The organism is Comamonas aquatica, assembly GCF_018064205.1.
In the GTDB taxonomy this organism is placed as follows: Bacteria; Pseudomonadota; Gammaproteobacteria; order Burkholderiales; family Burkholderiaceae_C; genus Comamonas; species Comamonas aquatica.
Map to the genome: position 1 here is coordinate 3342501 of NZ_CP072916.1, position 20509 is coordinate 3363009.

Genomic DNA, 20509 nt, shown 5'->3' on the forward strand with positions numbered 1-20509 from the left:
AACATCCTGACTGTTTTAGCCTTCCCACTTCGTTTCCCACTTAGCCAATTTTAGGGACCTTAGCTGGCGGTCTGGGTTGTTTCCCTCTTGAGTCCGGACGTTAGCACCCGGTGCTCTGTCTCCCAAGCTGTACTCTGCGGTATTCGGAGTTTGCCTTGGTTTGGTAAGTCGCCATGACCCCCTAGCCAAAACAGTGCTCTACCCCCGCAGGTAATACTTGAGGCACTACCTAAATAGTTTTCGGAGAGAACCAGCTATTTCCAAGTTTGTTTAGCCTTTCACCCCTAACCACAGCTCATCCGCTGATTTTGCAACATCAGTCGGTTCGGACCTCCAGTACCTGTTACGGCACCTTCATCCTGGCCATGGTTAGATCACTTGGTTTCGGGTCTACACCCAGCGACTGAACGCCCTATTCGGACTCGATTTCTCTACGCCTTCCCTATTCGGTTAAGCTTGCCACTGAATGTAAGTCGCTGACCCATTATACAAAAGGTACGCCGTCACCCCTTTCGAGGCTCCGACTTTTTGTAAGCATACGGTTTCAGGATCTATTTCACTCCCCTCCCGGGGTTCTTTTCGCCTTTCCCTCACGGTACTGGTTCACTATCGGTCGATTACGAGTATTTAGCCTTGGAGGATGGTCCCCCCATATTCAGACAGGATTACACGTGTCCCGCCCTACTTTTCTCTAGCTCAGTACCACACGTCAGTTTTCACATACAGGGCTATCACCTACTATGGCCGGACTTTCCATTCCGTTTTGTTAACCGTCGTGCTATCACTAGAAGGCTCCTCCGAATTCGCTCGCCACTACTATCGGAATCTCGGTTGATGTCTTTTCCTCTGGGTACTTAGATGTTTCAGTTCTCCAGGTTCGCCTCGTTAGCCTATGTATTCAGCTAACGATACCCTTGCGGGTGGGTTTCCCCATTCAGAAATCTCCGGATCAAAGCTTATTTGCCAGCTCCCCGAAGCTTATCGCAGGCTATCACGTCTTTCTTCGCCTGTAATCGCCAAGGCATCCACCATATGCTCTTAGTCACTTGACCCTATAACTTTGATCTCTGTTGCCAGAGCTCGCCATTTCGAGTTCAAAGACTGGTGAGGTCTTGCACCTCACGCGTTATGCCGTAATGTGAATGATTCTTCGGTTGCATCCTTTCAGACGCAGCCTAGAGAATGATTCGTCATTACATCGAATTCATTAGTTGAATTCGTGTGACGCAATCAAATAGTTGCTGGCGGCACGGTGCAATGTTTCATGCTTTCCGCCAGCAACGCTGATTTCGACTCTATGAATTTTTAAAGAACAGCCTATTGATCGGATCGATCAATACAAAAGCAGTCTTTGCAAGACTGCTTTTGTATTGAGGTGAGCCAACGATTATAGCACCACTTGGCGCTATCATTTTCTAACCAATCCTTGGTGGAGGATGACGGGATCGAACCGACGACCCCCTGCTTGCAAAGCAGGTGCTCTCCCAGCTGAGCTAATCCCCCATCGGGTTTTTCGCATTGGAAGTTTGGTGGGTCTAGTTGGGCTCGAACCAACGACCCCTGCGTTATCAACACAGTGCTCTAACCAGCTGAGCTACAGACCCAATCCATCAGAACTTGCGCTCTAACAGTTGCCATCCAACAACCGATAAGTGTGGGCGTTCAAACTTGAACTGCTTCATTTTCCAGAAAGGAGGTGATCCAGCCGCACCTTCCGATACGGCTACCTTGTTACGACTTCACCCCAGTCACGAACCCCGCCGTGGTAAGCGCCCTCCTTGCGGTTAGGCTACCTACTTCTGGCGAGACCCGCTCCCATGGTGTGACGGGCGGTGTGTACAAGACCCGGGAACGTATTCACCGTGACATTCTGATCCACGATTACTAGCGATTCCGACTTCACGCAGTCGAGTTGCAGACTGCGATCCGGACTACGACTGGCTTTATGGGATTAGCTCCCCCTCGCGGGTTGGCAACCCTTTGTACCAGCCATTGTATGACGTGTGTAGCCCCACCTATAAGGGCCATGAGGACTTGACGTCATCCCCACCTTCCTCCGGTTTGTCACCGGCAGTCCCATTAGAGTGCCCTTTCGTAGCAACTAATGGCAAGGGTTGCGCTCGTTGCGGGACTTAACCCAACATCTCACGACACGAGCTGACGACAGCCATGCAGCACCTGTGTTACGGCTCTCTTTCGAGCACTCCTCTATCTCTAAAGGATTCCGTACATGTCAAAGGTGGGTAAGGTTTTTCGCGTTGCATCGAATTAAACCACATCATCCACCGCTTGTGCGGGTCCCCGTCAATTCCTTTGAGTTTCAACCTTGCGGCCGTACTCCCCAGGCGGTCAACTTCACGCGTTAGCTTCGTTACTGAGTCAGTTAAGACCCAACAACCAGTTGACATCGTTTAGGGCGTGGACTACCAGGGTATCTAATCCTGTTTGCTCCCCACGCTTTCGTGCATGAGCGTCAGTACAGGCCCAGGGGATTGCCTTCGCCATCGGTGTTCCTCCGCATATCTACGCATTTCACTGCTACACGCGGAATTCCATCCCCCTCTGCCGTACTCTAGCCTTGCAGTCACAAAGGCAGTTCCCAGGTTGAGCCCGGGGATTTCACCTCTGTCTTACAAAACCGCCTGCGCACGCTTTACGCCCAGTAATTCCGATTAACGCTTGCACCCTACGTATTACCGCGGCTGCTGGCACGTAGTTAGCCGGTGCTTATTCTTACGGTACCGTCATGACCCCAGGGTATTAACCCAGGGCTTTTCGTTCCGTACAAAAGCAGTTTACAACCCGAAGGCCTTCATCCTGCACGCGGCATTGCTGGATCAGGCTTGCGCCCATTGTCCAAAATTCCCCACTGCTGCCTCCCGTAGGAGTCTGGGCCGTGTCTCAGTCCCAGTGTGGCTGATCGTCCTCTCAGACCAGCTACAGATCGTCGGCTTGGTAAGCTTTTATCCCACCAACTACCTAATCTGCCATCGGCCGCTCTAGTAGCACAAGGTCTTGCGATCCCCTGCTTTCATCCGTAGATCTCATGCGGTATTAGCCACTCTTTCGAGTAGTTATCCCCCACTACTAGGCACGTTCCGATGTATTACTCACCCGTTCGCCACTCGTCAGCATCCGAAGACCTGTTACCGTTCGACTTGCATGTGTAAGGCATGCCGCCAGCGTTCAATCTGAGCCAGGATCAAACTCTACAGTTCGATCTTGAATTTAAAGTCTTGCGACTCACTCATAAAAACGGAATTGAAGTGAACTTCACTTCTCTATTTCCATGAGCGTTTGTTTTTAGTTCCAAAGAACTTGGCAATTCGCCTTCAAACGCCCACGCTTATCGGCTGTATCTTTTTAAAGATGCAAACCTGAATTACTTCAGATTTCTTGCTTCGCCGTGATCAGCGAAGCCTTGTATTGTAGCACAACTTTTTGCGCTTTCAAGAAGAATTTTTTCTCCTTGCTCGCCGCCAGTTGTCGTGGGCAGCGAAGACCGCAATTCTATACCTATTTTTGGCACTCCGAGGGAAATCCCTTGGATTTCCTGCACCCGCTTGCAGCGGGTGCCTGATGCCGCACTCAGGCAGCGGCCTGGACCGCCTGCTCCAGCGCATCCACAAACAGCGCCGGTACGTCGCAGCCGGTCTGCTGCTGGATCTCCTGGAAGCAGGTGGGGCTGGTGACGTTGATTTCGGTGACCTTGTCGCCGATCACATCCAGGCCCACCAGCAGCAGGCCGCGTGCGACCAGGATGGGCCCCAGTTTGTCAGCGATGGCGCGGTCGCTGTCGCTGAGCGGCTGGGCCACACCCTTGCCACCCGCAGCCAGGTTGCCGCGCACTTCGTTGCCCTGCGGAATGCGGGCCAGGCAATACGGCACGGGCTTGCCGCCAATGATGAGGATGCGCTTGTCGCCCTGGGTGATGGCAGGCAGGAACTTCTGCACCATCACGCTGGTGGCGCCCTGCTGGTTCAGGGTTTCAATGATGGAGCCCAGGTTCATGCCATCAGGGCCAACACGGAAGATGCCCATGCCACCCATACCGTCCAGCGGCTTGAGGATGATGTCCTGGTGCAGGGCATGGAAGGCGCGGATGTCCTGGGGGTTGCGGGTGATGAGGGTGGGGCCCAGCACCTCGGGGAATTCCATCACCGCCATTTTCTCGGGGTGGTCACGCAGCGCCGCCGGCTTGTTGAAGACCTTGGCGCCCTCCCGCTCGGCCTGGCTGAGCATGTGCGTGGCATAGAAGAATTCGCTGTCGAACGGCGGGTCCTTGCGCATCAGCACGGCATCAAAGTCGGCCAACGCCTGCTGTGCCACACCCACTTCTTCGTACCAGTCGTGCAGATCGCCGGTCAGGCGCAGGGCCCGCACCTGGGCCACCACCTTACCCCCCACCTGCCAGCTGATGTCCCGGGGCTCGGTCGCGAACACCGTATGCCCACGGCGCTGGGCCTCGCGCATCATGGCGAAGGTGCTGTCCTTCTTGGTGTTGAAAGATTCCAGGGGATCGGCGACAAACAGAAATTGCATGGTGGGCTGGGGCAGCGCCCCGATCAAGAAAGAAGAAAAGGTTCAGCGCGCTTTTGTACGCCAAGGTTGGTACTGTTGCACGAACAGGGTCAAGCCCCCGGCGACCACACCCCAGAAGGCCGAACCGATGCCGGCAATCACCACACCGCTGAGCGTGACCAGAAAGGTGATGAGTGCGGCCTCACGGCTGCTGTCCTGCTGCAACGCAGCCACCAGCCCCCCGCCAATGCTGCCGAGCAGCGCCAAGCCGGCAATCGCCATGACCAGCTCCTTGGGGAAGGCCGCCAGCAGCCCGGCCACCACGGCCCCGAAGATGCCCAGCAGCACATAGAACAGACCGCACCAGACCGCCGCGGTGTAGCGTTTGGCCGGGTCGGCGTGGGCTTCGGTGCCCATGCAGATGGCCGCCGTAATGGCCGCCAGGTTAATACCGAAGGCCCCGAACGGTGCCAGCAGCAAGGTGACGACGCCGGTGGTGCCCACCAACCGGGACACGGGCAGCGCATAGCCGGCGGTGCGGATGACCGCCACCCCCGGCAGGTTCTGCGACGCCATGGTGACCACAAACAGCGGCAGCGCCACGCTGATGCAGGCCTGCCAGGTGAAGCTGGGCGTGGTGAACACCGGCAGGGCCAGGCGCCACTCCACCTGCGACCACTGCATCTGCCCCTGCCAGGCCGCACAGGCGATGCCGGCCATCAGGGTCAGCATGACGGCATAGCGGGGCCACAGGCGCCGCGACAGCACATAGGTCAGCAGCATGCTGAGCACCAGGGGCAGGGCCGTCTGCGCCGACTCGAACACCTGCAGGCCAAAGCGGGCCAGCACCCCGGCCAGCAGCGCCGCCGCAATCGCGGCGGGGATGCGGTCCATCACCCGCTCGAACCAGCCGCTGAAGCCACACAGCGCAATCAGCGCCGCGCTGACGATGAAGGCGCCCACGGCCTCGGCCATGCTGAAGCCGCCCGCCACCCCGGCGGCCGCCAGCACTGCGGCCCCGGGCGTGGACCAGGCCACCATCACCGGCTTGCGCAGCAGCAGCGAGGGCACGGCGCAGCACAGACCGATGCCCCAGCCCAGGGCCCACATCCACGAGCTGATCTGTGCCGGCGTGGCACCGAAGGCCTGGGCCGCCTGGAACACCAGGGCCACCGAGCTGGTCACGCCCACCAACACCGCCACAAAACCGGCACTCAGCGCCGACAGGCTGAAGTCTCTGAAAAATTGCATGGCGCACATTGTGCGCACAGCCACCGCGCAGCGCCACCCGGTTCTGGCACGCCGGGGACGACGGCATAAAAAAAGCGCAGACCCGGGGGCTGCGCTTAGAAAACAGAAGCTGATTGCGCTTGCTTTACAAGGATTTTCAATAGATTTCCATCTGCATTCCTTGAAAAACCAGCGCTGGCAGCTCTTCTTTTTACACCACGGTCGTGTCCTGCCCAGGGCCTCAGTCGTAGACCTCGGCGTCGGGGTTGGTGGCTTCCAGCTCATAGCTGGCGGCCAGCATGGCCAGGCGCGCGATGACGCCGTACATGTAGAAGCGGTTGGGCGCGCTGGCACCGGGGTGCATGCCGGGCTGGGGCATGTGGGTGCTGTGCGCGAACGCCAGCGGCACGTAGCTGGAGCCGGGGGCGTTCAGGTTCTCGTCGATGCCGCGCTCGGGGTGCATGCGGTAGAAGCCGCCAACCACATAACGGTCCAGGGTGTAGACCACGGGCTCGGCCACGGCGTCGTTCATGCGCTCCGAGGTCTGCACGCCTTCCTGGATGATGAAGTCCTGCACCGACAGGCCATCCTTGATGATGCCCATCTTGTTGCGTGCCTTCTTGGTCAGGTCGTCCAGCTCCTTGGCGTCGCGCACCGTCATCACGCCCATGCCATAGGTGCCGTTGTCGGCCTTGACGATGGCGAAGGGTTTTTCCTTGATGCCGTATTCCTTGTACTTGCGGCGCACCTTGGTCAGCAACGCATCCACCTGGGTGGCCAGGTTGTCCAGGCCCGTGCCTTCGTTGAAGTCCAGCTGCTCCACCTTGGCGAACAGGGGATTGATCAGCCAGTGGTCAATCCCCAGCAGCTTGCCGAAGCGCTTGGCCACCTCTTCGTAGCTCTGGAAATGGCGGCTCTTGCGGCGCACGCTCCAGCCCGCGTGCAACGGGGGCAGCAGGTACTGCTCGTACAGCTCTTCCAGGATGCCCGGCGCGCCGGCCGACAGGTCATTGTTCAGCAGGATGGTGCAGGGGTCGAAGTACTTCAGGCCGATGCGGCGCTTGCTGCGGATCACCGGCTCCAGCAGCACGGTCTCGCCGTTGGGTAGCCTCAGCTCGGTGGGTTTCTTGATGTCCGGGCTGATGGAGCCCAGGCGCGCATTCAGCCCCGCCATCTTGAAGATGCGCTGCAGCTGCGCCAGGTTCATCAGGTAGGAGGGGTTGCGATTGTGGTTCTCCGGAATGATCAGGAGGTTGCGCGCCTCGGGGCAGATCTTCTCGATCGCCGCCATGGTGGCCTGCACCGCCAGGGGCAGCATCTGGTCGGTCAGATTGTTCCAGTTGCCGGGAAACAGGTTGGTGTCCACAGGGGCCAGCTTGAAACCGGAATTGCGGATGTCCACCGAGCTGTAGAAGGGCGGCGTGTGCTCCATCCACTCCAGGCGGAACCAGCGTTCAATGGCTGGCATGGAGTCGATGATGCGCTGCTCAAGCTCGTTGATCGGCCCGGTCAAAGCGGTGATGAGATGTGGAACCATGTATGTCCTCGAACGACGGTGGTTATGTAATTGTAGGTAATCGCTGCAAACTTAAGTGTTTACCCTTATGCCCTGAATCATACGCAGGTGCTCACTCACCGGCGCCAGAATGCAGGGGTCAGCAGTGCGAGAAAGCTCAAAATCTCCAAGCGCCCCAACAACATACCGAGCGTGCAGACCCAGATCTGAAAGTCCGTCAGCCCCGCGTACGAAGAGGCCGGCCCGATGCTGCCCAACCCCGGTCCCAGGCAGTGCACGCTGGCCACCACGGCCGAAAACGCCGTGATGGGGTCCAGGTCCGTCAGCATCATCACCATGCTCAGCAGCACAATCGTGCCGCCATACACCAGCATAAACGCCAGAACGGCAAAAATCATGCGGTTATCCACGACACGCCCACCGAGCACCACCGGTTGTACGGCGCGCGGGTGCACCAGCCGTGTCAGCTCACGCCGCGCCTGGCTGAACAGAATCAGCATGCGCATCATCTTGATGCCCCCGCCGGTCGAGCCAGCGCTGGTGGCCATGCCCGACAGGAACAGCATGAAGAACGGGGCGAACACCGGCCAGCCCAGGTAGTCGACCGTGGCAAACCCCGTGGTGGTGGCCACCGAGACGGTGTTGAACATGCCGTAGCGGAAGGCCTCCAGCGGGCCGTACACGCCCTTGCCCCACAGCAGCAGCGACACCAGCACGCTGCTGCCCAGCAGCACGCCGACCGTGGCGCGCATCTCGGGGTCGCGCCAGAAGCCCTGCCAGTTGCCCTTGCGCATGGCCACGAAGTACAGCGCGAAATTGCAGCTGGCCGCCACCATGAAGACGAAGGCGATGGCCTCCAGCAGCGGTGACTGGAAGTGGCCGAAGCTGGCGTCATGGGACGACAGCCCGCCCAGGCTCACCGTGGTGAACATGTGCATCAGCGCGTCCAGCGGCTCCATCCCCCCCAGCCAGTAGGCCAGCATGCAGGACACGGAAAACACCGCATACACCCCCCACAGGCCTTTGGCCGTGCCGGTGATGCGGGGTGTCAGCTTGGTGTCCTTGACCGGGCCGGCCGCCTCAGCGCGGAACATCTGGCTGCCGCCCACGCCCAGCAGCGGCATGATGGCCACAGCCAGAATCAGGATCCCCATACCACCGACCCACTGCAGGAAGGTGCGCCAGATGTTGAGCGACACCGGCAGCTCGTCCAGGTTGGACAGCACGGACGAGCCCGCCGTGGTCAGCCCGGACACGGCCTCGAAATAGGCATAGGTGAAAGGCAGCTCGCGCCCCAACAGGTGGTAGACCGCCATCATCGGCAGGGCCGCCGACAGCGGCAGGCAGACCCACACCAGGGTCACCAGGATCACGCCGTGGCGCGGCTGCAGCTCGCGCTTGTGGTGGCGCATGCAGAACCACAGCAGCAGCCCGGCCAGCGCCGTGGTCGCCATGGCGGCCGGCCAGGCGGGCCAGACCCCATCCTGCAGCCACCAGGAGGCCGCCAGCGGCACCGTCATGCCGAGGGCGAAGAACACCAGCAGCACGCCCAACACGCGCAGTACGGGAAACAGGTCTTGCATGCAGCGCTCCTGCGCGTTAGAAGAACGTGGCGCTGACGCGGAACAGCCGCTCCACCTCCTGCACCAAACGCTTGTTGGGCAGGAAGAAGACCACGTGGTCGTTGCTCTCGATCACGGTGTGGCTGTGCGGGATGATGACCTCGGGCTCCACCCCTTCGGCCTGGGCCTGGATGTCCTCGGTGTCCGGCAGGCCGCGGATGATCAGGCCGATGTGCACCTCGGGCGGCAGCTTCAGCGCCTCCACCGGGCGCCCCACCACCTTGGAGCTCTTGCGGTCGCCGCGCGCCACGATCTCCAGTGCCTCGGCCACGCCGCGGCGCAGGCTGTGCACGGCCTGCACGTCGCCCTTGCGCACATGGGCCAGGAACTCGCCCAGCATGGCCTGCGCGGGCGACAGCGCGATGTCGATCTGCGTGCCGTGCATCAGGTCGGCATAGCTGCGCCGGTTGATCAGCGCCAGCACGCGGCTGGCACCCATGCGCTTGGCCAGCAGGCTGGCCATGATGTTGTTCTCGTCGTCCTCGGTGAGCGCCAGGAACAGGTCCGTCTCCTCCACGCTCTCGTCGGCGAACAGGTCCTCGTCCGTGGGGTTGCCCTGCAGCACCAGCACCTCGCTGGGCAGGGCCGCCGCCAGCACCTCGCAGCGGCGCGGATCGCTTTCGATGATCTTGACGATGAAGCGCCCCGGCTCGGTCGCCAGGGCCTGGGCCAGGTGCAGGCTGACCGGATCGCCGCCTGCTATCAAAATGCGACGCACTGCCCGCGCCGGCTGACCGCTGGGGCGGTGAAAGACATTCAGCATCTGCTGCAGATGCTCGCTGGCGGCCAGCACGAAGACTTCGTCGCCCGGCTCGATGCGGGTGCTGCCGTCGCAGCGCACGAAACGGTCGGGCTCGTCGGCAAAGCGCCGGTAGATGGCCACGATGCGCATCGCCAGCTCCGGGTGGTGCATGCGCACGTCGCCGATGCGCATGCCAACGCCCGGCGCCCCCAGCCGCGCGCGCACCGAGGACAGGCAGGCGCGCCCGCCGGCGAACTCGCGCACCTGCAGGGCATCGGGGTACTCGATGAGCTTCAGGATGTAGCGCATCACCGAGGTTTCGGGGCAGATGATGGTGTCCACCGCAAAGCCCTCGGGGCCCAGCAGCGGCTGCGACACATCGAAGCCCGCCGCCCGCACGCGCGCCACGCGGGTGCGCACGCCGAACACCATGTGGGCGATCTTGCAGCAGACCAGGTTGGTTTCGTCCTGGGCCGCACAGGCAATCAGCAGGTCGGTGTCGGCGGCGCCGGCCTCGGCCAGCACCTGCACGTCGATGCCGTTGCCCATGACCCCGCGCAGGTCGAACCGGTCCTGCAGCTCCTGCAGGCGCTGGGCATCGGTGTCGATGACGGTGATGTCATTGCGCTCGGAGACCAGGCTCTCCGCCACGCTGTAGCCGACCCGGCCCGCCCCCAAGATGATGATCTTCATGCCCTGTCCTTGTGATGCAGGCACCTGCCCAGGCCGCGCGGCCGATTGCCGCCGTCCGGCCTGCGGGCTTCAGCTGCGCACGTCGCCTTCGCCCAGCACGATGTATTTGAGCGAGGTCAGACCCTCGATGCCCACCGGACCGCGCGCATGGAACTTGTCGGTGCTGATGCCAATTTCCGCGCCCAGGCCGTACTCGAAGCCGTCGGCAAAGCGGGTGCTGGCATTGACCATGACGCTGGCCGAGTCGACCTCGCGCAAAAAGCGCTGGGCGTGCACGTGGTCGCGCGTCAGGATGGCCTCGGTGTGGCCGCTGGAGTAGCGGTTGATGTGGGCGATGGCGGCGTCCAGGCCGTCCACCACCTTCACGCTGATGATGGGGGCCAGGTATTCCTCGCTCCAGTCGGCCTCGGTGGCCTCGGCCAGCTGGGCGCCGGCGACCTGGCGCAGGATGGCCAGGGCTTCGGGGCAGCCGCGCATCTCCACGCCCTTGGCGGCAAAGATGGCGCCGATCTTGGGCAAAAACTCCTGCGCCACGCCGCGCGCCACCAGCAGGCTTTCGGTGGCGTTGCAGGGGCTGTACTTCTGGGTCTTGGCGTTGTCGGTCACCTTGACGGCCAGCTCGATGTCGCAGGGGTCGTCCACATAGGTGTGGCAGTTGCCGTCCAGGTGCTTGATCACCGGCACCTTGGCGTCGCGGCTGATGCGCTCGATCAGGCCCTTGCCGCCACGCGGAATGATGACGTCCACATAGGCGGGCATGGCGATCAACTGGCCCACGGCCTCGCGGTCCGTGGTCTGCACCAGTTGCACGCCGTGCTCGGGCAGGCCGGCTTCGGCCATGGCCTGGGCCACCAGGCGAGCCAGGGCCTTGTTGGAGTCGATGGCCTCGGAGCCGCCACGCAGGATGCAGGCATTGCCGCTCTTGATGGACAGGCTGGCGGCCTCGATGGTCACGTTCGGGCGGCTTTCGTAAATCATGCCGAACACGCCGATGGGCACGCGCATCTGGCCGACGCGGATGCCGCTGGGCTGCTGCTTCATGCCCGAGATCTCGCCGATCACATCCGGCATGTGGGCCAGCTGCTCGCACCCCTGGGCGCAGGTCTCCAGCACCTTGGGCGTCAGGCGCAGGCGGTCGACCATCGGGTCGGACAAGCCATTCGCCACGGCCCGCTCCAGGTCCCGGGCGTTGTCCACCTGCAGCGCCGCGACGTTGTCGCGCAGCAGGCGTGCCAAGGCCAGCAAGGCCTTGCTTTTGGTAGCAGCATTCGCCCGTGCCATCTGGGCTGCAGCCACTTTTGCTTGCAAACCCATGGTCTGCATGGTTTCGGCAATGTTCAGCGCGTTCATGCCCAGATTCTCGCCGAGAAGCGAGGTCTGTGCGGTGACAGGGCTGTCTGCCGCGCCCTACACTGCATGCCAACACCCCGCCACCGAGGAGAACGGCCATGACCGCCCACACCGACGCCCTGCTGCAGCTGCAGGCCCTGGACGACGCCCTGCTGCGCCTGGAGGACGGCAGCCTCAGCGCCGCGCAGCTCAACGACCAGGCGCGCGCCGCCCATGCCCTGCTGGCGGCCCTGCCCGAGCGCTACGGCCCGGTGCTGCTGCAACTGCTGGACCGGCTGGAGTCCAGCGCCCTGTTCACCGAGGAAAGCTGCTCCTTCAGCCAGAGCGACCTGCACACCCACCTGCACGGCTGGATGGCCAAGGCCCGCGCCCAACTGATCGACTGATTCCATAGCATCCTGCGCAGGATGGATAAGCGCTAGCGCATGATTTGACCCAAATTTTGCGCACAAAAAAGGCACGCAAGCGTGCCTGGTGTTGGCCTGGGCTGGGGGCGTGGCCGGTTCTGCGGCCCGCCGTGGCGCCGGCCTCAGTCCTGGGGATCGACGGCGGCGATCATGCCGCCACCCAGGCAGACCTCGCCGTCGTACAGCACGGCCGACTGACCGGGCGTGACCGCCCATTGCGCCTCGGGAAAGTCCAGGCGGAACTGCGTGGCGCTGGGGCAAGCCCCCAGGACGGCCGGCGAATCGGGCTGGCGATAGCGGGTCTTGGAGCCATAGGTGCCGGGCGCGGGGGCATGGCCCGCCACCCAGCTGGCGTTGTCCGCGTCCAGACGGTGCGACAGCAGCAGCGGGTGGTCATGGCCTTGCACCACGCGCAGGATGTTCTTCTCCACCTCCTTGGCGGCCACGAACCAGGGGGCATGGTCGCCCGCGCCGCGCGCCGCGCCCTTGTCCTTGACGCCGCCGATGCCCAGGCCCGAGCGCTGGCCCAGGGTGTAGAAGCTCAGGCCCACGTGCTTGCCCAGCTTGCGGTTGCGGTCGTCCAGGATGGGACCGGGTTCCTTGCTGATGTAGCGGTTCAGGAAGTCGCGGAACGGCCGCTCGCCGATGAAGCAGATGCCGGTGGAATCCTTCTTCTTGGCGTTGGGCAGGCCGATTTCCTCGGCGATGCGGCGCACCTCGGTCTTGTGCAGCTCGCCCACGGGGAACAGCGTCTTGGACAGCTGGGCCTGGTTGAGGCGGTGCAGGAAGTAGCTCTGGTCCTTGGACGGATCCAGGCCCTTGAGCAGCTCGAACAGGCCGGTCGTGGCGTTCTGGCGCACGCGGGCGTAGTGGCCGGTGGCGATCTTCTCCGCCCCCAGGCGCATGGCGTGGTCCAGGAAGGCCTTGAACTTGATCTCGGCGTTGCACAGCACATCGGGGTTGGGCGTGCGGCCGGATTCGTACTCGCGCAGGAACTCGGCGAACACGCGGTCCTTGTACTCGGCGGCGAAGTTGACGTGCTCGATCTCGATGCCGATCACATCGGCCACGCTGGCCGCGTCCAGGAAGTCCTGGCGGCTGGAGCAGAACTCGCTGTCGTCGTCATCTTCCCAGTTCTTCATGAAGATGCCGACCACGTCATGGCCCTGCTGCTTGAGCAAATAGGCGGTCACCGCCGAATCCACGCCGCCGGACAGGCCGACGACCACTCTGTGCTTAGTCATAGCGAAATTATCCCCGGAGGTGGGCGGCGGCGCTGGCGCGCGCGGGCTTAGGCATGCTCGCCGTGGGCCAGCGCCTGGGCGATCTGGCGGCTGCCCTGGTCGGACGAGCGCTGGTACAGGGCCAGGCCAAACTGCGGCAGCACGCCGATCAGGTGGTCGATGACATCGCCCTGGATGCCCTCGTACTCCACCCACACGGTGGTGGCGGTGTAGCAAAACAGCTGCAGCGGCACGCCGGTGGCCGTGGGCTCCAGCGTGCGCACCAGCATGAACATGCCGGGCGCCTTGGAGATGCCGGGGTGGGCCTGCAGGTAGGCGTAGGCATAGGCCTTGAAGGCGGCCAGGTTGGTCACCATGTCCGGCGCCACGGCGGCCTGCGGGGGCAGCACCCCGCCCTGGCCGTCCTGCGCCAGCAGGCCCTCGCGCTCGCTCCAGAAACCATCCAGCAGGCGGATGCGCGCCAGGTTCTGGCGCTCGGCCGGGGTCAGCAGGTGCACGGTGGCAGCATCCACCAGCAGCGAACGCATGATGCGGCGCCCGCCGGACTGGAACATGCCGCGCCAGTTCTTGAAGCTCTCGGTCATCAGCCGCCAGGTGGGGATGGTGGTGATGGTCTTGTCCCAGTTCTGCACCTTGACGGTGTTCAGCGCGATGTCCACCACGAAGCCGTCGGCACCGGCCTGGGGCATCTCGATCCAGTCGCCCACGCGCATCATGTCGTTGGAGGCGATCTGCACCCCGGCCACGAAGGACAGGATGGTGTCCTTGAACACCAGCATCAGCACCGCCGACATGGCGCCCAGGCCCGACAGCAGCAGCAGCGGCGAGCGGTCCATGATGGCCGCCGCGATCAGCAGCGCGCCCACGATGTAGGCCACCAGCTTGGCCAGCTGCACATAGCTCTTGATGGAATGGGTCTGCGTGGCCTTGGGGCCGTCGTGGCGGTCGTGGGCATCGTTGATCTCGCCCAGCAGCGTGGCCACCACGCGCACCACGTGGTACACGGTCAGCGCCGTCGCCAGGTTGCCGATCGCCTTGGTCGCGTTGGGCGGCAGGTGCTGCACCCAGTGGATGCCCAGCTGCACCACCACGGAGGGCACGATCTTGGCCAGGCGCACCAGCACATGGTCGTGCAGCAGGATCGGCGCCCAGCCCATGGCCGGCATCGCCCGGCGCCACAGACGCACGAAATGCAGCAGCACGCCCTGCACCACGAAACGCGACACCAGGGCCAGCAGGGCCAGCAACACCAGGCCGGTACAGGCCTGGGCCCACGGCTCCATCCCGGCATACAAAGCAACAGCAGTCAAATCCACGGCACACACCTGCGTTTGGCACCAGTCCAAACGAATGTCAGAAAAAGTCAGTCAGAGAAGGGGATCTGCAGGCAAACCGCACCGAAAGGGTCGCCCGTTCGCGCGCCAAGGGAACCGTCCTAGCGCCTAAAATCCAGAGAAAGCAGTATTTTGACTGCACAACCGATCTACCAGCTCATGCAAGACAAATACAACCACACCGAGGTCGAACGCGCGGCGCACGACCATTGGGCCGCCCGCGATGCCTACCGTGTCGTAGAGGACAGCAACAAGAAAAAGTTCTATGCCTGCTCCATGCTGCCCTACCCCAGCGGCAAGCTGCACATGGGCCACGTGCGCAACTACACCATCAACGACATGCTCACGCGCCAGCTGCGCATGCAGGGCTACAACGTCTTGATGCCCATGGGCTGGGATGCCTTCGGTCTGCCCGCTGAGAACGCCGCGCTAAAGAACAAGGTGCCACCGGCCCAGTGGACGTACGACAACATCGCGTACATGAAGAAGCAGATGCAGTCCATGGGCCTGGCCATCGACTGGAGCCGCGAGATCGCCACCTGCGACCCCGAGTACTACAAGTGGAACCAGTGGCTGTTCCTGAAGATGCTGGACAAGGGCATCGCCTACCGCAAGACCCAGGTGGTGAACTGGGACCCGGTGGACCAGACCGTGTTGGCCAACGAGCAGGTCATCGACGGCCGCGGCTGGCGCACCGGCGCCCTGGTGGAAAAGCGCGAGATCCCCGGCTACTACCTGGCCATCACCGACTATGCACAAGAGCTGCTGGACCACGTGCAGGTCGGCAACGACAAGGCCACGCTGACAGGCTGGCCCGACAAGGTGCGCCTGATGCAGGAAAACTGGATCGGCAAGTCGGCCGGCGTGCGCTTTGCGTTCACGCACGACATCCAGGGCGCCGACGGCCAGCCCATCCAGGGCGGCAAGCTGTACGTCTTCACCACGCGCGCCGACACCATCATGGGCGTGACCTTCTGCGCCGTGGCGCCCGAGCACCCGCTGGCCCTGCACGCCGCCGCCGACAAGCCCGAACTGGCTGCCTTCATCGAAGAATGCAAAAAGGGCGGCACGACCGAAGCCGAGCTGGCGGTCAAGGAAAAAGAAGGCATGCCCACGGGCCTGTTCGTCACGCACCCGCTGACCGGCGCGCAAGTGGAAGTGTGGGTCGGCAACTATGTGCTGATGAGCTATGGCGACGGCGCCGTGATGGGCGTGCCTGCCCATGACGAACGCGACTTTGCGTTCGCCAAGAAATACGACCTACCCATCCAGCAGGTGGTGGCGGTGGACGGTGAAACCTTCTCCACCGACGCCTGGCAGGAGTGGTACGGCGACAAGCAAAAGTGCGTCTGCGTGAACTCCGGCGTGCTGGATGGCCTGGCCCACACCCAGGCCGTGGACCAGGTGGCCGAGCTGGTCGCCGCCAAGGGCCTGGGCGAGAAGAAGACCACCTGGCGCCTGCGCGACTGGGGCATCAGCCGCCAGCGCTACTGGGGCACGCCCATCCCCATCATCCACTGTGCCGACTGCGGCGCCCAGCCCGTGCCCGAGAAGGACCTGCCCGTGGTGCTGCCCGAAGACCTAGTACCCGATGGCTCGGGCAATCCGCTGGTCAAGAGCGAAGCCTTCCATGCTGGCGTGGTCTGCCCCTGCTGCGGCAAGCCAGCGCGCCGTGAAACCGACACCATGGACACCTTCGTGGATAGCTCGTGGTACTTCATGCGCTATTGCGACGCCAAGAACGGCGAAGCTATGGTTGGCGCCGGCGCCGAATACTGGATGCGCGACCAGAATGCCGCTACCGGCGGCAGCGGCATGGACCAGTACATCGGCGGCGTGGAGCACGCCATCCTGCACCTGCTGTACGCACGCTTCTGGACCAAGGTCATGCGCGACCTGGGCCTGGTCAAGATTGATGAGCCCTTCACCAAGCTGCTGACCCAGGGCATGGTGCTGAACCACATCTACAGCCGCCGCACGGCCAAGGGCGCCAAGGAATACTTCTGGCCCAAGGACGTCGAGCATGTCCACGACGAGACCGGCAAGATCATCGGTGCCAAGCTGAAGACCGAAGTCGACAGCGCCGACGGCCTGCTGCCCGTGGGCACGGCCATCGCCTACGAGGGCGTGGGCACCATGTCCAAGTCCAAGAACAACGGCATCGACCCGCAGGAGCTGATCGAGAAGTACGGCGCCGACACCGCGCGCCTGTACACCATGTTCACCGCACCGCCCGAGCTGACGCTGGAGTGGAACGACGCCGCCGTGGAAGGCAGCTACCGCTTCCTGCGCCGCGTCTACAACTTCGGCGCCAAGCTGCTGGCCGGCAACTACGCCGCCGCCGAAGCCGCCACCGACGGTCTGTCCGACCTGTCCCAGGTGCAGTTCGGCAAGGACGCCAAGGCGCTGCGCCTGGAAATGCACACCGTGCTCAAGCAGGTCGACTACGACTACCAGCGCATGCAGTACAACACCGTGGTCTCGGGCGCGATGAAGATGATCAACGCGCTGGAAGGCTTCAAGGGCCTGGACAGCGCCGACGGCCAGATCGCTGCCATCGAAGGCTTTGGCATCCTGCTGCGCGTGCTCTACCCCGCCACACCGCACATCACCCATGTGCTGTGGAACGAGCTGGGCTACGCCAACAAGCAGGGCGACCTGCTGGACGCGGCCTGGCCCCAGGTGGATGCCTCGGCCCTGGTGCAGGACGAGCTGGAGCTGGTGCTGCAGGTCAACGGCAAGCTGCGCGGCGCGATCCGCGTGCCCGCCGCCGCCGACAAGGCCCTGATCGAAGCCACCGCCCTGGCCCACGAAGAAGCCCAGAAGTTCATCAACGGTGCCACCCCCAAGAAGGTGATCGTGGTGCCCGGCCGTCTGGTCAACATCGTCGTCTGACGACGCCTGAGGATGCACGCCATGCGCAAACGTACGCTGCTTTCCCTGATGGTGCTGGCCCCTGTGGTCAGCGCCTGCGGCTTTCGCCTGCGTGGCGCGCCGTCCTTCCCCTTCAAATCGCTGTATGTGCAGGCCCCGGCGGGCTCGCCCTTCACCCGTGAAGTGCTGCGCAACCTGGCCACGGCCGGTGGCAACCTGACCGTGGTGCTGCCGCCCGCCAAGCCCGACACGGCCGAGGCCACCCTGCACCTGCTGGGCGAGACCCGCCAGCGCGTGGTGCTGGCCAAGACCGTGTCCGGCCAGGTGCGCGAGGTGGAGCTGCGCCTGACCGGCCGCTTCAAGCTGGTCGACCGCGACGGCCGCGTCTGGATCGAGGACGCGGAAATCCACCAGAAGCGCGACATGAGCTACAGCGAATCCCTGGCCCTGGCCAAGGACGAGGAAGAAGCCGCCCTGTACCGCAACATGTACGCCGACATGGCGCAGCAGCTGCTGCGCCGCCTGGCCGCCGCCCACCCCCCGGCGGAATAAGCCCCCATGCAACTGGCACTGAACCAGCTGGCCGCACACCTGCACAAGGGTCTGCGGCCTTTGTACACCCTGTACGGCGACGAACCGCTGCAGCAGCAGGAGGCGGCCGACGCCATCCGTGCCGCCGCGCGCGCAGCCGGCCACACCGAACGCAGCGTGCACACCGTGCAGGGGGCGCATTTCGACTGGAGTGCGGTGCTGGCCGCCGGTGGATCGCTGAGCCTGTTTGCCGACAAGCAGCTGGTGGAGCTGCGCATCCCCTCGGGCAAGCCCGGCAAGGACGGCGGCGCCGCCCTGCAGCAGCTGGCCGCCCACGCCGCCCAGGACGAGCACACGCTGACCCTGGTCACCCTGCCGCGCCTGGACGCCCAGACCAAGAAGGGCGCCTGGTTCGCCGCGCTGGAGGCCAACGGCGTGACCGTGGCCATCGACCCCATCGAGCGCGCCGCCCTGCCCACCTGGATTGCGCAGCGCCTGGCCCAGCAGGGCCAACGCGTGGCCTCGGGCGAGGCGGGCCAGCGCACCCTGCAGTTCTTCGCCGACCGCGTGGAAGGCAACCTGCTGGCCGCGCACCAGGAGATCCAGAAGCTGGGCCTGCTGCAGCCTGAGGGTGAGCTGAGCTACGAGGTGGTCGAACAGGCCGTGCTGAACGTGGCGCGCTACGACGTCTTCAAGCTGTCCGAGGCCGTGCTGTCCGGCAACCTGCCGCGCGCCATGCGCATGCTGGACGGCCTACAGGCCGAGGGCACGGCCGAGGTGCTGGTGCACTGGACGCTGGCCGAGGACATCCGCAACCTCAAGCGCGCCAAGGACGCGCTGGCCGGCGGCCAGCCCCTGCCCATGGTGCTGCGCGGCCTGCGCATCTGGGGCGCCAAGGAAAAGCTGTTCGAGCGCGTGGTGCCCCGCCTCACGCCCAATGCCGCTGTGCGCCTGCTGCACTCGGCCCACCTGGTCGACGGCATCGTCAAGGGCCTGCCCGCCGACGGCTGGCCACGCGACAGCTGGCAGGCCCTGCGCAAGCTGGCCATGGACATGGCCAGCGCCCTGCAGGCCGCCCCCGCACGCCGCTGAGAGCTTAGGACTGCGGACTGCGGACTGCGGACTGCGGACTGCGGACTGCGGACTGCGGACTGCGGACTGCGCAGGGTTGCACCAACCAGGAGCTGCCTGCGCAAGCCCAGCAAGCCTTTCAGAGGTTTTTCAGCCTCTAAACCACTACTGACGAGCGCCAACCGCTCTCTTTTCAGCGGCGTGCGGCGCCTGCTCAGGCCATCAGGCGCTGCAGGGCTTCACGGTACTTGGCGGCGGTCTTCTCGATCACCTCCTGGGGCAGACGCGGCGCGGGGGCCGTCTTGTCCCACAGCTTGCCGTTGACCTTGGCCTGCTCCAGCCAGTCGCGCACAAACTGCTTGTCGTAGCTGGGTGGGTTCTCGCCCTGGGCCAGCGCGTCCTCGTAGCCTTCCACGGGCCAGTAGCGCGAGCTGTCGGGGGTCAGCACCTCGTCCATCAGCACCAGGGTGCCGTCTTCGGTCAGGCCGAATTCGAACTTGGTGTCGGCAATGATCATGCCCTTGGTCAGCGCGATCTCGGCCGCTTCCTTGTAAATGCGGATGGCGGTGTCGCGGATCTGGGCGGCCAGCTGCTCGCCCACCATTTCCACGGTGCGCTCGTAGGTGATGTTTTCGTCGTGGTCACCCATCTCGGCCTTGGCGGCCGGGGTGTAGATGGGCTCGGGCAGCTTGGCAGCGTTGGTCAGGCCGGCGGGCAGGGGCACGCCACAGACCGACTGCGACGCCTTGTATTCCTGCCAGCCGCTGCCGGCCAGATAGCCGCGCACCACGGCCTCGATCAGCACCGGCTTGAGGCGCTTCACCAGCATGGAGCGGCCTTCGACCTGCTTGACTTCCTCGGGCTTGACCACGGACTCGGGCGCTTCGCCGGTCAGGTGGTTGGGGCAGATGTGGCCCAGCTTGTCGAACCAGAACAGTGCCATCTGCGTCAGCAGCACGCCCTTGCCGGGGATGGGTTCGCCCATGATCACGTCGAAGGCCGACAGACGGTCCGAAGCCACCATCAGGATGCGGTCATCCCCCACGGCGTAGTTGTCACGCACCTTGCCGCGCGCCAGCAGCGGCAGGGACGTGATGTTGGAAGTGTGCAGGGCAGAAGTCGTGGGCTGTGTCATGGAGAAGGCAGACAAAAGGAATTCGAAACTAGGCAAAGTCGCCGTGCCGGGCAGGCCGTGCTGCAGGCCAGGATTTTAGGGCGGGGCCAGACGCTGGCGCACGCAGCGCACCTGGTTGCGTCAATGTCGATGCCGATCCTGCGCAGCGGCGCACACGCCCAGCAGACCTCAGCAAAAACGCCCCATTTTGCGCTCATTTGCGCCCCCCGTCTGCCGGGCGGCCATTTCCCCGCGTGCCA

General features: G+C 63.6%; 13 protein-coding genes, 2 tRNA genes and 2 rRNA genes (1 of these 17 running past the window's edge). 4 read left to right on the forward strand and 13 right to left on the reverse strand.

Features of this window, described 5'->3' with window-relative positions; all coding sequences use genetic code 11:
* The 10 genes from KAQ61_RS15765 to KAQ61_RS15810 all read right to left on the reverse strand — a co-directional run.
* A 23S ribosomal RNA gene (locus KAQ61_RS15765) occupies nucleotides 1-1052 on the reverse strand (it extends 1826 nt beyond the left edge of the window).
* 375 nt (nucleotides 1053-1427) lie between these two features.
* Nucleotides 1428-1503, reverse strand: a tRNA-Ala gene (locus tag KAQ61_RS15770).
* Between the two features lie 24 nt (nucleotides 1504-1527).
* Nucleotides 1528-1604, reverse strand: a tRNA-Ile gene (locus KAQ61_RS15775).
* An 85-nt stretch (nucleotides 1605-1689) separates the two neighbouring features.
* Nucleotides 1690-3218: ribosomal RNA gene (locus KAQ61_RS15780) — 16S ribosomal RNA — on the reverse strand.
* The 16S and 23S rRNA genes sit together here with 2 tRNA genes alongside, the layout of an rRNA operon.
* A gap of 370 nt (nucleotides 3219-3588) precedes the next feature.
* Nucleotides 3589-4542 carry a glutathione synthase gene (gshB, locus tag KAQ61_RS15785; RefSeq protein WP_210929774.1) on the reverse strand — a complete coding sequence of 318 codons (954 nt, stop codon included), beginning with the start codon at nucleotides 4540-4542 and terminating at the stop codon, nucleotides 3589-3591.
* A gap of 42 nt (nucleotides 4543-4584) precedes the next feature.
* Nucleotides 4585-5772, reverse strand: a complete 1188-nt coding sequence (locus KAQ61_RS15790; RefSeq protein WP_043378857.1) for a benzoate/H(+) symporter BenE family transporter — start codon at nucleotides 5770-5772, stop codon at nucleotides 4585-4587.
* Nucleotides 5773-5992: 220 nt separating this feature from the next.
* Nucleotides 5993-7288, reverse strand: coding sequence for a glutamate--cysteine ligase (gshA, locus tag KAQ61_RS15795; protein WP_210929775.1), 1296 nt, complete (start codon nucleotides 7286-7288; stop codon nucleotides 5993-5995).
* Nucleotides 7289-7383: 95 nt separating this feature from the next.
* Nucleotides 7384-8850, reverse strand: coding sequence for a TrkH family potassium uptake protein (locus KAQ61_RS15800; RefSeq protein ID WP_210929776.1), 1467 nt, complete (start codon nucleotides 8848-8850; stop codon nucleotides 7384-7386).
* Between the two features lie 16 nt (nucleotides 8851-8866).
* Nucleotides 8867-10324 (reverse strand): Trk system potassium transporter TrkA, encoded by a 1458-nt coding sequence (gene trkA / locus KAQ61_RS15805; protein WP_210929777.1) that lies wholly within the window; start codon nucleotides 10322-10324, stop codon nucleotides 8867-8869.
* Between the two features lie 69 nt (nucleotides 10325-10393).
* Nucleotides 10394-11674: a glutamate-5-semialdehyde dehydrogenase gene (locus KAQ61_RS15810; RefSeq protein ID WP_043378669.1), complete on the reverse strand. Its 1281-nt coding sequence runs from the start codon at nucleotides 11672-11674 to the stop codon at nucleotides 10394-10396.
* A gap of 98 nt (nucleotides 11675-11772) precedes the next feature.
* Here KAQ61_RS15810 and KAQ61_RS15815 point away from each other — a divergent pair, with 98 nt between their 5' ends.
* Entirely contained in the window at nucleotides 11773-12060 is a 288-nt protein-coding gene (locus KAQ61_RS15815) for a hypothetical protein (RefSeq protein WP_210929778.1), read from the forward strand.
* 143 nt (nucleotides 12061-12203) lie between these two features.
* Here KAQ61_RS15815 and mnmA read toward each other — a convergent pair whose 3' ends face one another.
* Nucleotides 12204-13325 carry a tRNA 2-thiouridine(34) synthase MnmA gene (gene mnmA / locus KAQ61_RS15820; protein ID WP_210929779.1) on the reverse strand — a complete coding sequence of 374 codons (1122 nt, stop codon included), beginning with the start codon at nucleotides 13323-13325 and terminating at the stop codon, nucleotides 12204-12206.
* Between the two features lie 47 nt (nucleotides 13326-13372).
* Nucleotides 13373-14608, reverse strand: a complete 1236-nt coding sequence (locus KAQ61_RS15825; RefSeq protein WP_042415842.1) for a mechanosensitive ion channel family protein — start codon at nucleotides 14606-14608, stop codon at nucleotides 13373-13375.
* Nucleotides 14609-14818: 210 nt separating this feature from the next.
* On the opposite strand from KAQ61_RS15825, the gene leuS reads away from it, so the two are divergent.
* From leuS to holA, 3 genes are read left to right on the forward strand one after another with little or no spacing between them, the layout of a single operon-like run.
* On the forward strand, nucleotides 14819-17554 hold the full coding sequence (gene leuS, locus KAQ61_RS15830) for a leucine--tRNA ligase (RefSeq protein ID WP_210929780.1): 2736 nt from the start codon (nucleotides 14819-14821) through the stop codon (nucleotides 17552-17554).
* Between the two features lie 21 nt (nucleotides 17555-17575).
* Nucleotides 17576-18085 (forward strand): LPS-assembly lipoprotein LptE, encoded by a 510-nt coding sequence (locus KAQ61_RS15835; protein WP_210929781.1) that lies wholly within the window; start codon nucleotides 17576-17578, stop codon nucleotides 18083-18085.
* 6 nt (nucleotides 18086-18091) lie between these two features.
* On the forward strand, nucleotides 18092-19156 hold the full coding sequence (gene holA, locus KAQ61_RS15840) for a DNA polymerase III subunit delta (protein WP_210929782.1): 1065 nt from the start codon (nucleotides 18092-18094) through the stop codon (nucleotides 19154-19156).
* Nucleotides 19157-19349: 193 nt separating this feature from the next.
* Here holA and KAQ61_RS15845 read toward each other — a convergent pair whose 3' ends face one another.
* Nucleotides 19350-20270 carry a phosphoribosylaminoimidazolesuccinocarboxamide synthase gene (locus KAQ61_RS15845; protein ID WP_210929783.1) on the reverse strand — a complete coding sequence of 307 codons (921 nt, stop codon included), beginning with the start codon at nucleotides 20268-20270 and terminating at the stop codon, nucleotides 19350-19352.
* Between the last annotated feature and the right edge of the window lie 239 nt (nucleotides 20271-20509).